Below are 14,798 nucleotides of genomic sequence, written 5' to 3' on the forward strand. Positions count from 1 at the left end.
GGACGGGGCGGGGGGGGTGTGGGGCTGGGCTATGGGGGGGGGTCCGCAAATTTTGCCGCCCTGGTTTTCGCCCCGCCGGGGGGGGGGCCCCCAACCCGGACCGGTAGGCGGCACCCGCCCACGTTTGGGCTGCCTCGGGTGTGCCAGCAGCACGGTATGGGGTCTCCGAGTTGTCATCCGGTCGGGGCAACCTGCGCGGTCTGGGCCCGCGCGGGCCCGCGGTCGGCCATGATCGGGGAGATGGATCACCCCGTCCGCGATGTGCGCGCGCTCCCGAAGGCCCATCTGCATCTGCACTTCACCGGTTCGATGCGGACCCAGACCCTGCTGGAACTCGCCGACCGGTACCGCGTGCACCTGCCGTCCGCCCTGACCTCCGGCACTCCCCCGCGCCTGCGCGCGACCGACGAGCGGGGCTGGTTCCGCTTCCAGCGGCTGTACGACATCGCCCGCTCGTGTGTGCGCGACGCCGACGACGTGCGCCGCCTGGTCCGCGAGGCGGCCGAGGACGATCTCGCGGAGGGGTCGGGGTGGCTGGAGATCCAGGTGGACCCGACGTCGTACGCCCCCCGGCTCGGCGGCCTGACACCCGCGGTCGAGGTGATCCTCGAGGCCGTGGAGGAGGCCGAGCGGTCGACGGGCGTCGGCATCGCGGTGGTGATCGCGGCGAACCGGACCAAGCACCAGTTGGAGGCGCGCACTCTGGCCCGCCTCGCGGCCCGGTACGCGGACCGGGGGCGGGTCGTCGGCTTCGGCCTGTCCAACGACGAACGCCGGGGCCGCGCCCTGGAGTTCGAGCGCGCCTTCGACATCGCACGGCGCTCCGGGCTGTTCGCGAACCCGCACGGCGGCGAGCTGGACGGGCCACGCAGCGTGCGCGAGTGCGTCGACGTGCTCGGCGCGCGGCGGCTGGGGCACGGCGTACGCGCGGCGGAGGACCCGCGGCTGATGGCCGAGCTGGCCCGGCGCGGGGTGGTGTGCGAGGTGTGCCCGGCGTCGAACGTCGCGCTGGGGGTCTACGACGATCCGGCGGACGTACCGCTGCGGCGGCTGTTCGAGGCGGGGGTGCCCATCGCGCTGGGTGCCGACGATCCGCTGCTGTTCGGTTCGCGGCTGGCGGCGCAGTACGAGATCGCGCGTACGTCGCAGGGCTTCACCGACGAGGAACTGGCGGAGCTGGCCCGGCAGTCGATCCGCGGCTCCGTCGCGCCGGAGGGGGTACAGGACAAGTTGCTCGCGGGCGTGGACGCCTGGCTGGCCGCTTGACGGACGGACGGCTGTGGCTCTGGGTGTCGGTGGCCCGGTGGCCCGGTGGTCACGGGCGGGGGGCGGACACGGCTGGCGCCCGGTTGTGGCCGGGTCGCGGCCGGATTGCGGCAGGGGTGGTGGCCGGGGTTACGGCCCGGGCCGGCGCTGATTCATGTGGCTGTTTGTCCTGATTCCTTCATGTTTGCCCGCGTGGCGGGTCGGGGAGGCTCCCCCGCACGCTCCCGACCGCGCAAGGCAGGCGGAAGGCAAGGACATGACGACTCGGCCCCCGGCGACCGGATGTTCCGACGACGGCGAATTGGCGCGAGTGGCGCGTTCCTTTGCGGCCTCGTCGTCCTCCGGGTTGCTGGTCCTGGACACCGACCTGCGCTACGTCCACGTCAACGAGGCGCTGGCGCGGATGAACGGGGTGTCCGCCGAGGACCACCGCGGGCGGCCGGCGCGCGACGTCATGCCGCTCTCCGAGCACGCCGAACCGGTGCTGCGTGCGGTGCTCTCCGACGGCCGTACGCGCGAGGTGGTGTCGTCGCGCAAGACGCAGGACGCGCACATGTCGGCGCGGCGGTACTGGCTCGGCGTGTACGACCGCTGGGAGGTCGACGGCGAGGTCCGCGGCCTGGTGGGCGTCGTGGTGGAGGTCTCCGAGGCGTACCGCAGCTGGTTGGACGGCGGGCGGGAGGAGCATCACCTCGGGCTGTTCGACGCGGCTCGGCAGCGCATCGGCACGACCCTGGACCGCGACACCACGTGTGGGGAACTGGCGGCCTTCGCGGTGCCGCTGCTGGCCGACGGGGCGACGGTGGACCTGCTGCCCGAGTTCACCACGCCGGGCGGCGGCCACCGTGAGCGGCCGGCGGCTGCGGACCCGGGCGGGCGCGGTCCGGTGTCGCTGCGCCGTGAGGCGCTGGCCGGGGTGCCGCAGCTGCGCAGGGTCACCGAGGAGATGGCCGGCGTCGGGGAGCTGGTGGACTACGAGGCGGATTCGGCGGTCGCGCGGGTGCTCAGAGAGGGGCGGCCGGCGCGCGAGGACTTCGGCGCCGCGACGTGGCGGGGGCCCGCGGCCGCGCGGGTGGCCGCATACCGGGCCGCCGGGGCCCATTCGGGGATGGCGGTCCCGCTGGTCTCGCGCGGCCGGCCGCTCGGTGTGCTGACGATGATGCGTGCGGGTGCGTCCCCGGCCTTCACCGAGCAGGACGAGTTCACCGCCCGCGAGATCGCCACCCGGGCCGCCGTCAGCCTGGACCATGCGCTGCACTACGAACACGAGCACGCGGTGGCCAGGGAGCTGCAGGAGTCGCTGCTCGGCGAGCCACGCGATCCGCGCCCGGACATCGACATCGCCACCCGGTACCTGCCCTCGGGCAGTGAGGCCCTGGTCGGCGGCGACTGGTTCGACGTGGTCGCGCTGAGCGGCGGCCGGACGCTCAAGGTCATGGGCGACGTCATGGGCCACGGCCTCAACGCGGCGGTGGCCATGAGTCACTACCGCATGCTGGTGCGGGCCTTGGCCGCGACGGACGCGGCACCGCACGAGATGCTGGCGCGGATGGACGACATGGTCGCGGCGGCGGGGTTCGACCGGGTCGCCACGTGCCTGCTGGAGGTGGTGGACCCGGGCGCGGGGACCGCCCAGATCGCCAGCGCGGGCCATCTGCCTCCGGCGCTCGTGGAACGGAGCGGCATCCGGCTGCTGGACGTACCGACGGGTCCGCCGCTGGGCACCGGGGCGGGCGGCTACACGTCGACGGCGTTCCCGCGTACGCCCGGACCGGTGATGCTGCTCTACACGGACGGGCTGGTGGAGCGGCGGGGCGAGGACATCGATGTGTCCCTGCGCCGACTGACCGACCTGCGCCCGCCGCCGGTGGGTGCCGATCTGGGGGACCTGGTCGACTACGTGGTGGACCAGCTCGGTCCGGATGCCGAGGACGACATCGCGGTGATGGCGTCGCGGTTGCGGCTGAGGTACGGCCGTCGAAGCGGTTGAGATCCGGCCGGTCGAATCCCCGGCCGGGAACGCCGCGACGCCCGGTGGGCGTGGCCTCGGGGTTGAGGTCACGCCCACCGGGCGTCGCGCTGTGCGGACGATTCTCGGGCACGGTGCGGGGTGTGCGTACGCCCCGGGCAGCTACGGGTCGGGCGGTCAGGCGGCGACGGGGACCTTGCGGTTGTCCGCGTCGGTGCCGGCGCCGGGCTCGCCGGACGACGTCCGGATCCGGTCCGCGCTGCGCCGCGGGATCAGCGCGGCGGTCAGCGAGCCGACGCCGGCGAGCGCGACGCCCACCCACAGGGCGGGGACGAGGCCGTCGACGAAGGCCTGCGGCGAGACGAACCCGCCCTGCGACGAGAACACCGAGGCGAGGACCGCGACACCGAGGACGCCGCCGAGTTCGCGCATCGCGTTGTTGGCGCCGGACGCGACGCCCTGCTGCTCGGTGCGGACCGAGGCCATCAGCAGGCTGGCGGTGGGGATGAAGTACAGCGACATGCCCACGCCGGAGAGGATCAGGGCCGGGATCTGCTCGGCGTACGTCACGTCGGGCGACGCGGTGACGGCGAACCAGGCGAGTCCGGCCGCGCTCAGCGCGAGTCCGAGGATGACCAGCGGGCGTCCGCCGATGCGGCCCGCGAGCGGTCCGGCCAGCGGCGCGATCAGGACGGGCATCGCGGTCCAGGGCAGGATGCGCAGGCCGGCGCCGAGCGCGGAGTAGCCCTGGACACCCTGGAAGTACTGGGTCAGCAGGAAGATCGAGCCGAACACGCCCGCGAACATGAGCAGCCCGGACACGGTCAGGGCGGCGAAGGCGCGGTTGCGGAACATCGTCATCGGCAGCATCGGCTGCGGGGTGCGGCGCTCGTGGGCGATGAAGGCGGCGAGGAACAGGACGCCGGCCGCGATCGGGCCGAGCACGGTCGCGCTGGTCCAGCCGTGGCCCTCGCCGCGGACCAGGCCGAAGACGACGCCGAGCATGCCGAGGCTGACGAGCACGGTGCCGATCAGGTCGAGGCGTCCGCCCGGGCCGTGGCTCTCCTCGACCTTGCGGAAAATGAGCGGGATGAGCACGAGGCCGATCGGCACGTTGATCCAGAAGATCCACTGCCACGAGCCGCCTTCGACGATGGCGCCGCCGACCAGCGGGCCGAGGGCGACGGCGAGGCCGTTGATGCCGCCCCAGAGGCCGAGGGCCATCGGGCGCTTCTCGGGGGCCACGGCCCGGGTCAGGATGGTGAGGCTCAACGGGAGGATCGCGGCGGCTCCGGCGCCCTGGATGGCGCGGGCGGCGATCAGCATGTCGGTGTTCGGTGCCAGCGCGGCGAGGGCGGAGGCGAAGGTGAAGACGCCGATGCCGGCGGCGAAGACGCGGCGGCGGCCGAAGCGGTCGCCCAGTGCGGCGCCGAGCATGAGCAGGACGGCGAAGCTGAGGGTGTAGCCGTTCACCGTCCATTCGAGTTCGGAGATCCCGGCGTCCAGGTCGTCGCGGATCGACGGTATTGCGGTGGTGACCACGAGGTTGTCCAGGCTGGCCATGAACAGGGCGAAGCTGGAGGCCAGGAAGGTCCACACCACGGTGCGGGACTTGGCGGCGGGCGGCGCCTGCGTCGAACTCATGTCATCCCCCTGAAGGGTCGTCGGCCGGGGACGGCCGGACTGGATAGTTATTGATTACTAACTTTTGACGCGAAGCTGAGTTATTGATTACTAACTTTGTCGGGCATGGTGCTGCCCCGAGGGGGGCGAGGAGAGGGGGCGGGCGCGACTCAGTCGGTCGCACCCGGGGTGACCGGGTCTTCTGGTGCGGCGGTCGAGCCCGCGGCGGTCCCGCCTGGGCCGATCTGGCGGGCCGCCTCGCAGATCTCGCATTCCACCAGGCGGCCGTCCTCGGAGAGGAAGTCGCCGAAGTAGCGCTCACGGGGCAGGTCGATGGCGGCGATCACGTTGCAGAGCATGCCGCGCGCGAAGAAGGTGGTCATCACCTCGGGGTCGGAACCCGTGATGCCCCGGACGAGCGAGTCGAGGCTGTCCCAGAACTTCCGGATGTGCGGCTTCAGTTCCGGGTCGTGCGCGGCGACGTACGCCTGGAGCTGGATCCGCAGCAGGTCCGAGTCCTCGTCCAGCAGGTCCTGGTACGCGTGGGCCATCGCGTGGATGGCCTCGTGCCCCTGGAGCCCCTCCGTGACGGTCGAGAAGGTCTGCTCGACGCGCTGGAAGCCGTACTCCACGGTCGCGAGGAAGAGGGCCTTCTTGTCGTCGAAGAGGCGGAACAGGTACGGCTGCGAGACGCCGACCAGGCCGGCGATCGTGGCCGTCGAAGTGCCGTTGAAGCCCCCCTTGGCGAACTCCGCGACCGCCGCGCGGATGACCGCGGTGCGGCGCTCGTCGGCGCTCATCCGGACGGTGCCGGCTCGGGTGCTGCTGGGGGCTGCCATGTGAAGTAAGTTATTACTCAATAACTAGGGTTGTCAACCGCCGGCGCGAGACGGATTCTCCCCGCCTCGCGCCGCCCGCGGTCGGCGGGACGGCGCAACGGGCCCCTACCCCGAGGGGTAAGGGCCCGTGACGGCCGACTACTACAGGACCGCGCCGACGAAGATCGGTTCGTTGACCAGTTCGACACCGAAGAACTCGCGTACGCCGTCCCGCACTTCGCGGGCCAGCGACAGCAGGTCCTCGGTCTTGGCCCCGCCGCGGTTCGTCAGCGCGAGCGTGTGCTTGGTCGAGATGCGCGCCGGCCCGGTTCCGTAGCCCTTGGGGAACCCCGCGCGCTCGATGAGCCACGCGGCCGACGTCTTCGCCAGCCCCTCCCCCGCCGGATAGCGCGGCGGCTCGGCCTCGGCGCCCAGGCGTTCGGTGACGCGGCGGACCAGGTCGGCGAACTGCGCCTCGGTCAGGATCGGGTTGGTGAAGAACGACCCGGCGCTCCACGTGTCGTGGTCCGCCTCGTCCAGCACCATGCCCTTGGCCCGCCGCAGGCCCAGCACCGTGTCACGGGCGGTGGCCAGCGGCACGCACGCGCCCTGCTCGACGCCGAGGGCGCGGGCCACCTCGGCATACTTCACCGGGGCGGACGCGCCGCCCTCGGCGCGGAGCTGGAAGTGCACGCGCAGCACGACGTACCGGTCGGCGTTCTCCGGCGCCTTGAAGATGCTGTCGCGGTACGCGAAGCCGCACTCGGACGGGTCGAGCAGTTCCATACGCCCGGACCGCCGGTCGTACACCTCGACCATGGCGACGGTCTCGGCGACCTCCTGGCCGTACGCCCCGACGTTCTGGATCGGTGTGGCCCCGGCGCTGCCGGGGATGCCGGACAGGAACTCCACACCCGCCCAGCCCGCGTCGACCGCGGTCTCGACCAGGTGGTCCCAGCGGACGCCGGCGTCCGCGCTGAGCAGGCCGTTGGCGCCCAGCGAATGGCCCTTGGTGGCGATCCGCACGACGATGCCGTCGAATCCCTGGTCGCCGACGACCAGGTTGCTGCCGCCGCCGATCAGCAGCAGCGGTGTGCCGTGGTCGTCGGCGTCCTTGACGACGGCGACCAGTTCGGCGGTCGTGGTCGCCTCGTACAGGCGACGGGCCGGTCCGCCGAGGCGGAGCGTGGTCAACGGGGCGAGGGGGGAATCGGCGAGATGCTGCACCCGAACAGCGTACGGTCAGGCGAGCTGCACGACGGCGCGCGGGACACCGAGGACCTTGCCCGCGTCGCCGCACGTGACGTGCAGGTCGACCCGTACGCGGCGGTCGTCGAGCTTCTGGGCGACCTTGCCGGTCACCTCGACCACCGCGCCCTCGGGGTCGGGGACGACCACCGGACGGGTGAACTTCACGGAGTACTCGACCACCGCGCCGGGGTCGCCCACCCAGTCGGTGACGACGCGCACCGCCTCGGCCATGGTGAACATGCCGTGCGCGATGACGTCGGGCAGGCCGACCTCGACCGCGAAGCGCGGGTTCCAGTGGATGGGGTTGAAGTCGCCCGAGGCGCCCGCGTACCGGACCAGGTCGCCGCGCCCGACGGGGAAGGACTGCGGCGGGAGTTCGGTGCCGACCTCGACGTCGTCGTAGCTGATGCCCGCGGCCACGTCAGTTCTCCCCGGTCTTGGTGTCGGTGTCGCCGGTGCCGCGCGCGGCGAGGGTGGAGCGGGCGGTCACCACGTGCTCGCCGTCCACCGTCGCGATGTCCGCGCGGGTGGTGATGATGTCGTTCCCCGCCATCGTCTTGATGTTCTCGACCGTGACCACGGCCACGAGGCGGTCGCCGGCGCGCACCGGGCGTGCGTACGAGAAGCGCTGGTCGGCGTGCACGACGCGCGAGTAGTCGAGCCCCAGTTCGGGGTCCATCACGATCTGCTCGGCGGCCCCCAGCGAGATCACGATGGGGAAGGTCACCGGCGCGATGACGTCCGGGTGGCCGTACTTGGCGGCGGCCTCCGGGTCGCGGTACACGGGATTCGCGTCGCCGATCGCGTCGGCGAACTCGCGGATCTTCTCGCGGCCCACCTCGTACGGGGCGGTGGGCGGGTACGTGCGCCCGATGAACTTGGGATCCAGCGCCATCCGAGGGTCGCCTCCAACGCAGCCGATGTGTGTGCCGATATGAGTGCGGTCGAGTGCCGGTCGAGGGCCGGCGTGGGTGGCAGATGCCGCCGCCGGAGCAGTATCCCGGATCGCGCTGGGCGCACGCTGGAACGACGAACGAGGCCACCCCGGTGCGGGGTGGCCTCGTCGAAACGCCTTGGTGCGCGGTGCCGCGTGAGCGGACCGGCGTCAGCGGGTCTCGCGGTGCGCGGTGTGGGAGTTGCAGCGCGGGCAGTGCTTCTTCATCTCGAGACGGTCCGGGTCGTTACGCCGGTTCTTCTTCGTGATGTAGTTCCGCTCCTTGCACTCCACGCAGGCAAGCGTGATCTTCGGGCGGACATCTGTGGCAGCCACGGGAGCGCCTTCCTGACAGTCGTGGATGTGATTTCAGCAGAAGCAGCCGACCTGGGGTATCCCCCACATCGGCTCCTTGGGTAGCGGCGACCGGACTTGAACCGGTGACACAGCGATTATGAGCCGCTTGCTCTACCGACTGAGCTACGCCGCCTCGACGAAGGCCCCCGCCCATTGCCTGGACGGGGTCTTCCTCGTCAGAGCCCCAATACGGAATCGAACCGTAGACCTTCTCCTTACCATGGAGACGCTCTGCCGACTGAGCTATTGGGGCGAGCAGGTGAAACCATACACGGCCTGTGCCCCGCATCGGAAATCGGTTACCCGGGCGCCCCGGCCCGGTTGTTCGGGCGCAGGTCAGAGCTCCCCTGGCGGACCCCAGGCGTGTGCGGTGAGCGCCGCATCCACCGCGCGCGCGTAGGCAGCGGTCGCGAGCCACGCGCGCGCGAGCCGTTCGGTGTCGGCGGGCAGGAGCCGTCCGAACACGTCGCGGCCCCGGTCCGCGGCCGAGGCGGCGAGGTGTTCCAGCAGGTCGGCGCCGGTGGTGAGGCCGTCGCGGCGCAGTCGCGCGGTGTCGCGCGCGAGGGTCCCGGCGAGTGCGACCGCGGGACGGCCGCCGGCGACCGCCCGTTCCACTTGGCGGTGTACGAGGTACGCGGGTGCCTCGTCGACGTGCGGCGGCGCGACGGTGGCGACCGGTGGCGCGACGGGGCGTACGCCGGAGTGATCGCCGGGGCCGGCGTGCTCCGTCCGGGCGGGAGCCGGGTCGGCGGAGATGTCGGCGGAGATGTCTCCGGAGCCGTCGGCGGACCCGGAATCCGCCCTGGCCGCGGCTGCGGCCGTGGTGACGGCGGCGGGACGGGCGGTCGTGAAGTCGGCCCGTTGGAGGCGGTCGAGACCCAGGTTGACGCGGCCCTTGAGTGCGGGGGCCAAGGTGAGGACGGGCACCGGATGCCCTTCGGATGCGGGGGTCCCTTCGCGCGTGAGGACGGCTGCGGGCCCGTGGGTCGTGGGGGCGGGAGCGACGGCGAAGGCGCGTACGGCCGGCTCCGTCCCCGGTTCGAGGCGGCCGACCAGCCGAAGGGCCAAGCCGCGGTGGCTCGCGATCAGCCGCAGGTTGTCGCGGAAGGCCAGCGCGGGGTGGTCGTCGGCCACCAGGAGCTGGACCGGCGTCCCCGTACGCAGGCATCGCGCGGCCACCCGGTCCCCGCGCCCCGAAGCGAGCGACGCCGCGACGGGGCCGAGGATCTCGACGTCCAGGAAGAGGAGTTCCGCCCCGGCGCGCCGGGCGTCGGCCGGCAGCTCGCGGGCGCGGAGCACCCGGGCGACCTGTGCGGACGGCGGTTCGGCCCACAGGGCGGCGAGCGGGTCGGCGTCCCAGGCGGCGCCGGATGCGCTGACGGCGCGTACCGACGCCCCCGCGCCCAGACGGCCGGTCGGCGACTCCGTCGCCCCGGAGACCATCAGGCCCGCGCGCGTCAGAGCGTGGTGGTCGAGCGCGGTGTCGCCCATGCGTACGGCGCGTGCCGCGGCGCCCGCGATGCGCTCCGGGGTACCGGGCATGACGTCGGAGACGGTACGGAGGGCCCCGTCCGGGCCGACGGTGTACGTGACGACGCCCGCGTGCCCGGAGGCGGTGCGCAGGGGCTCGCTGAACAGCCCGTACAGGCGCAGTGATCCGGAGTGGGCGTACGCCTGCCGCGCGGTGCCCAGGAGTTCGGCGGCAGCCGAGGGCGAAGCCAACTGGTCTGCGGTGTCGAGGAGTTCGCGGAGGGATTCGGCGAGGTCCGGGAGCCGGTGGGCGGGGTCGTCGGCGCGGGCGGCGCGCAGGGCGGTGGTGACGGACACGGCCGCGGCGGCGCCGCGATGGAGGCCGGCGAGCTTCGCGGAGTGGGCGGCGCGGAGGAGTTCGGCCTGTTGGACGGCGCCCGCGCCGGGGATGCCGGCGTCGAGGACGAGGGCGGCGGCCTTCCACAGGGTGTGGGCGGCGGCGTGTTGGGCGGGGGTGATCTCGGTGGCGGTGCCGTTGCCAGTGCCGGTGGCGGTGGGGGTGCCAGCGCGGGTGCCGGTGCCGGTGCCCGGGGCGGAGGCCGTGGCGACGGCGGTTGCGGTGGGCATGCCCGGAGCGGCGTGGGCGCCGGTGTGATCGTCCGACTTTTCGCGCGGCCCCCCACGACGGGGGTTTAGTGGAGAGGGCTCGTCGCGTGCGTCCGGCCGTCCACCGGCCGTGTGCGATTGTCGGACTTCCCCGGCCTCGGCGGAGCCGTCGCATTCGTTCGTTGTCGCGCCGTCGGGCTCGGCCGCGCCGCCCGCGGACGCCGCCCCGGCATTCGCCGCGACAACGTGGTCCCCGTCGGCGTCGAGATCGAGGTCGTCGTCCAGCGCCACGGTCAGCGCCGACACCGCGGCGGCGCGGTGCAGGCAACTGGGTGCCAACAGGCAGGCGCAGACGACGTCTTCGGCGGTCCGCACCACCCCGCCCGGGGCGTTCAGGGTGAGATCGGCGTCGTCGTCGACGGCGATCCGGACCGTGTCCCCGTCGCGGGTGACCGGCCGCGCCAGGAGCTTTTCCACAGCCCCGTCCAGCCGCTTGCGCAGCCGGGGCGGGAGCGCCTCGACGATGTCGGCCACGGCGCCGGGGCGTACCGCGACCGACGTGAGCGCCGCGTCTGGTGTGCTCATCGGACCTTCTCTCCTACCCAGCGGGCCAGTTCGGTCGGGCTGAGGGCCGCGACGGGCATCCCGGCCGCGACCAGCTGCGATGCAACGGCGGTCGAGTAGCGCGGCTTGCCCCGGTCGTCGAGGCTCGCGCAGCCGAGGACGTGGCAGCCGGAGCCGACCAGCGTGCGGACCTCGCCCAGCAGCCCGCCGAGCGGCCAGCCCTCTTCGAAGTCGCTGACCACGGCGATGAGCGTGCGGGACGGAACGGTGACCAGGTCGCGGGCGTACCGCAGGCCGGCCGCTATGTGCGTGCCGCCGCCGACCCGCACGTCGAGGAGCAGGCCGAGCGGGTCGTGCACCCGGTCGGTGAAGTCGACGACCTCCGTCGAGAACGCCACGAAGTGCGTGGTGAGGGCGGGGACTCCGGCGAGGATCGACGCGGTGAGCGCGGACCAGATGGTCGACGCCTCCATCGAGCCGGATACGTCGACGACCAGGATCAGCCGCCAGTCGGCGCTGCGCCGGGCCTTCGTGCGGAAGACGGGCTTTTCCGGGACCACCGTGACGCGGCCGTCGGGGCCGGGCTCGCGGCGCGCGGTCGCGAGGTTGGCGCGGAGCGTACGCGGCAGGTCGAGGCCCCCGCCGGGGCGGAGGCTCGGTCGCGGGATGGTCAGCCCGGCGAGGGCCGGGCGCATACGGGTCGCGAGTTCCCGCGTCAGCTCCGCCACGATCCGGTTCACCAGCGGGCGCAGTGCCGCGATACGGGACTCCGGGAGGCCGCCCGCGTGTTCGAGTACGGCACGGAGCAGGTCGACGGAGGGCCGTGCGGCGGCGGGGTCGAGTTCGGTGATGGCGTCGCGGCGTCCGGCCGCGACGGCGGCCGCGAGGACCTCCTCGCGTACGGAAGGGCCGAACAGCGCGGCGAGGTCCTCGGACCAGTCGCGCGCGGACGGGTAGGCGGCTTGGCGGCCGCCGCCGTTCGCGGGCAGGCCCAGGTCGCCGCGGGAGCCTTCGCCGCGGCCGGTGCCGTAGAGCTCGTCGAGCGCGGCCCCGATCCGGCCGGCGCGGGAGTCGCGGGGGTCGGCGCGGCGGCCGAGCACGAGCCGCCAACGTGCTTGCGGCGTAAGGGTCGTGGCGTCGCCCGCGGCCGTCTCGCCGTCGGCCGGTTCGGCGGTGTGATCATCCGACTTTGCCTGCGGGCCCCCACCTTGGGGGTTTAGCAGGGTGACGTCTTGCGATGCGTCGGCTTGTCCCCAGGCAGGGTCCGATTGTCCGACTACCTTGGCGTGTTCGCCCCCGGCGGCTTGCTCGGATACCTCCGCTTGCCTGGATACCTCCGCTTGCCTGGACACCTCGGCAGGCTTTGATACGTCGGTCGGCTTCGATACCTCGGCCGGCCTGGATACCTCGGCTTGCCGGGATGCCCCGGCGTGTACGACCGCCTCCGGCTGCCCGACCGCGTCCAGTCTCCCGAGCGCCTCGGCTCGTCCGACCACGTCGGCCTGCTCGGTTGCCTCCGCCCGGCCCGGCGGGAGGCTTGTCTCGGCCTGCGGCCACAGCCCCCGGCCCGCCAGCGCCTCCCGCGCCGCCAGGTCCGCCGACGCCCACGCGGCCAACGACTCCGGCGCCACCGCGGTCTCGGTCTCGATCCGGTCGTCGAGGCGCTCCTCGACCACCGCCAGCACCCGCCCCCGGGCGGCCGGCGAGAGCGCGTCGAACCCGCCCCGCAGCGCCGGGAGTCGCGCCAGGAAGTCCCGGTCCGGCAGTTCGACCACCCGTGCCAGCAACGGGTCCAGCGCCGCGCCGCCCGCCTCCAGCAGCGGCCCCGCCGCGGTCAGCACGCCGGTGAGGCGCCGCACCAGGTCGGTCCGCCGCTCGCCCGTCGTCGCGTCGTCCAGCCACGAGGCCACGCGCACCCCGAAGCCGGCGGCCTCTTCCTGCCCCAGCAGCACGCGTACCGCACCCGCCGCCGCGGCCATCAACGGCGCCCCGTCGGCGGCCAGCCGGGCCAGCGCGTCCGCCAGGCGTACGCCTCCGAACGCGTCGGCCCGCCCGGCGAGTTCGACCAGCGCCCGGGCGTCGCCGACCTCCTCCGATCCGGTCAGGCCGTCGATCTGCCGGACCGCCGCCGCTGTGAGGTCCGCGGCGATCGCCGGGACCTCCTCCGGCACCCGCGCGATCCCCGGTATGTGCCCGGCCCGCAACCGGTCCAACAGCGCCAGTCCGGCCAGCAGTTCGGGCAGCGCTGCGCACGCGGGCAGCACTGAGCCCATCTCGCGCACCCGTTCGGCGGCGAGTGCGTCGAGCCCGCACTCGGCGGCCTGTTCGAGCCCGGCCAGGACCTGCGCGGCCGTCGGCCCTTCCTCCTCCACCTCGCGGCGGTGCCGGTCCCGCAGCACCCCTTCGGCGGCCTGCGCCGGGGTCACGCCGCGAATTACGGCGACGTCGAGCATCGCGGCCGTGGACGGCGACCAGCGGATCCGCCACCGGGTCGTCAACGCGTCCGCCCCGCCCGCGCCGACCACCTCGTCGGCTTCTGCGTACGGGATCCGGCACACCGCAAGCTGCTTGAGCAGCAGTTCGCGGCGGCGGTCGAGAGGGGTGCGCAGCGGGTCGAGGCGCATGTCCCGCTCCTCCCCCGGGTTCGCCGCATGCGGGCCGGGCAGCCCGAGTTCGGCAAGCGCCGCCTCGACCGCGGGGCCGAGGCCGCTCCGCGGCGTGCCGGGGGCACGGCGCCCGGCGCGGGTGCCGACGAGCACGCGTTCGAGGGCACGGGCCACCGCGTTCCCCCGGCCGAGTGATTCGCCGTGTGTGAGGACCGTCTGCGCCGCCTCGACGAGTTCGCCGCGCCCGGCCGCGGGCAGGCCGCGCAGGCGGGCGAGGTCCCCCGCGACCCGTACGACCTCGCGGGCGTCCGCCGGGCCGGACGGGTGGCCCTGGGTGCGCAGTTCGACGCTGAGCCGGGTCGCGGCGCGGGTCAGCACGCCGTACAGCTCGTCGAGGTCCCCGCCCGCCTCGTACACCTCGTGCTGCCATTCGGGGTCGCGGATCCCGGCGGGGTAGCCGGAGCGTTCGTCGAGCAGCGCGTACGTGTACGGCACGAACGACGTCACCACCTCCGCGCCGTCCGCCTCGCCGGGGAACACGACGCCGTCGTCGGCCCCTTCGTCGAGGAGCCCCGGTGTGTGGAACGCGCCCACCACCGCGACCGCCCGCTGCCCGTCGGCCGTCGCCTCGCGCAGAGCCCGCCGCATCCAGGCCTCGCGGCGCAGGTCGAGGAGGTCCACGCCGCGCGTCTCCACGGCGTCCTGGCGCAGCGCCCAGCCCACCGCGAGCGCGGCACGGCGTACGGCTTCCGCCGACGAACCGGGCGCGGCGGCCTCGACGAGCCGGTCCCACAGGTCGTCACCGGGACGACCGGTGAGGTTCCGGGTGAGCGCCTGGTGGAGGCCCGGACCGGCCGCCGGGGCGGAGGCCGCGGCCCCCGACCCGGCGGTCTCCGACCCGCCAGGCCGCGAGCCAGTGGGCTCCGACCCGGTCACCTCACCCGGAGCCGGTCCGCCCGCATCCGCCCATGCCCGGTGCGCCAGCGGCAAGTCGCAGGCCACCACCGGGATGTCGTGCCGTGCCGCCCACCGCACGGCGGCCAGCTCGGGCGAGAACTCCGCGAACGGATAGAAGCCCAGCCCGTGCGGCCCCGCCCCCGCGAGGGCGACCGGGGCCCGGGTCTCCGGGTGGGCGAGCCACGGCATCCATTCCTGGAGGTCGGCCGGGAGTTCGACCAGCACGACGTCCGGGCGCGCGGCGTCGAGCAGGGCGGGCACGGCGGCGGCCAGCGACGGCGCGTGGTGCCGTACGCCGATCAGGACCGGCCGGTCCGCGTCCGCGAGCCACTCCACCGCGTCTCCGGGCGCCATCCGCTCACTCATGCTCCGTGCCC

General features: G+C 73.8%; 10 protein-coding genes and 2 tRNA genes. 2 read left to right on the forward strand and 10 right to left on the reverse strand.

Features of this window, described 5'->3' with window-relative positions:
- The first annotated feature begins 240 nt into the window (after window positions 1-240).
- Together AB0C36_RS12045 and AB0C36_RS12050 are read left to right on the forward strand one after the other, a co-directional pair.
- On the forward strand, window positions 241-1,266 hold the full coding sequence (locus AB0C36_RS12045) for an adenosine deaminase (RefSeq protein WP_358352717.1): 1,026 nt from the start codon (window positions 241-243) through the stop codon (window positions 1,264-1,266).
- Window positions 1,267-1,522: 256 nt separating this feature from the next.
- Window positions 1,523-3,256: a SpoIIE family protein phosphatase gene (locus tag AB0C36_RS12050; RefSeq protein WP_358352719.1), complete on the forward strand. Its 1,734-nt coding sequence runs from the start codon at window positions 1,523-1,525 to the stop codon at window positions 3,254-3,256.
- Between the two features lie 156 nt (window positions 3,257-3,412).
- On the opposite strand, the gene AB0C36_RS12055 is transcribed toward AB0C36_RS12050, so the two are convergent.
- From AB0C36_RS12055 to AB0C36_RS12100, 10 genes are all read right to left on the reverse strand, one after another.
- A complete protein-coding gene (locus AB0C36_RS12055; RefSeq protein ID WP_358352721.1) occupies window positions 3,413-4,879 on the reverse strand; it encodes a DHA2 family efflux MFS transporter permease subunit in 1,467 nt (488 codons plus the stop codon).
- Window positions 4,880-5,028: 149 nt separating this feature from the next.
- On the reverse strand, window positions 5,029-5,697 hold the full coding sequence (locus AB0C36_RS12060; protein ID WP_358352723.1) for a TetR/AcrR family transcriptional regulator: 669 nt from the start codon (window positions 5,695-5,697) through the stop codon (window positions 5,029-5,031).
- A gap of 141 nt (window positions 5,698-5,838) precedes the next feature.
- Complete coding sequence (locus tag AB0C36_RS12065; RefSeq protein ID WP_358352725.1) at window positions 5,839-6,903, reverse strand: UDP-N-acetylmuramate dehydrogenase; 1,065 nt, start codon at window positions 6,901-6,903, stop codon at window positions 5,839-5,841.
- Window positions 6,904-6,918: 15 nt separating this feature from the next.
- Window positions 6,919-7,347: a MaoC family dehydratase gene (locus AB0C36_RS12070; RefSeq protein ID WP_358352727.1), complete on the reverse strand. Its 429-nt coding sequence runs from the start codon at window positions 7,345-7,347 to the stop codon at window positions 6,919-6,921.
- 1 nt (window position 7,348) lies between these two features.
- Window positions 7,349-7,822 carry an FAS1-like dehydratase domain-containing protein gene (locus AB0C36_RS12075; RefSeq protein WP_358352729.1) on the reverse strand — a complete coding sequence of 158 codons (474 nt, stop codon included), beginning with the start codon at window positions 7,820-7,822 and terminating at the stop codon, window positions 7,349-7,351.
- A 210-nt stretch (window positions 7,823-8,032) separates the two neighbouring features.
- Complete coding sequence (gene rpmG / locus AB0C36_RS12080) at window positions 8,033-8,197, reverse strand: 50S ribosomal protein L33 (RefSeq protein ID WP_006604855.1); 165 nt, start codon at window positions 8,195-8,197, stop codon at window positions 8,033-8,035.
- Window positions 8,198-8,278: 81 nt separating this feature from the next.
- Window positions 8,279-8,351, reverse strand: a tRNA-Met gene (locus AB0C36_RS12085).
- Between the two features lie 47 nt (window positions 8,352-8,398).
- A tRNA-Thr gene (locus AB0C36_RS12090) sits at window positions 8,399-8,471 on the reverse strand.
- Between the two features lie 83 nt (window positions 8,472-8,554).
- On the reverse strand, window positions 8,555-10,879 hold the full coding sequence (locus tag AB0C36_RS12095) for a hypothetical protein (protein ID WP_358352731.1): 2,325 nt from the start codon (window positions 10,877-10,879) through the stop codon (window positions 8,555-8,557).
- Window positions 10,876-14,787 (reverse strand): DUF5682 family protein, encoded by a 3,912-nt coding sequence (locus AB0C36_RS12100; RefSeq protein ID WP_358352733.1) that lies wholly within the window; start codon window positions 14,785-14,787, stop codon window positions 10,876-10,878. The genes AB0C36_RS12095 and AB0C36_RS12100 overlap by 4 nt, the downstream gene beginning before the upstream one ends.
- Window positions 14,788-14,798: the final 11 nt, after the last annotated feature.

The sequence above is a fragment of the Streptodolium elevatio genome (assembly GCF_040649515.1).
In the GTDB taxonomy this organism is placed as follows: Bacteria; Actinomycetota; Actinomycetes; order Streptomycetales; family Streptomycetaceae; genus Yinghuangia; species Yinghuangia elevatio.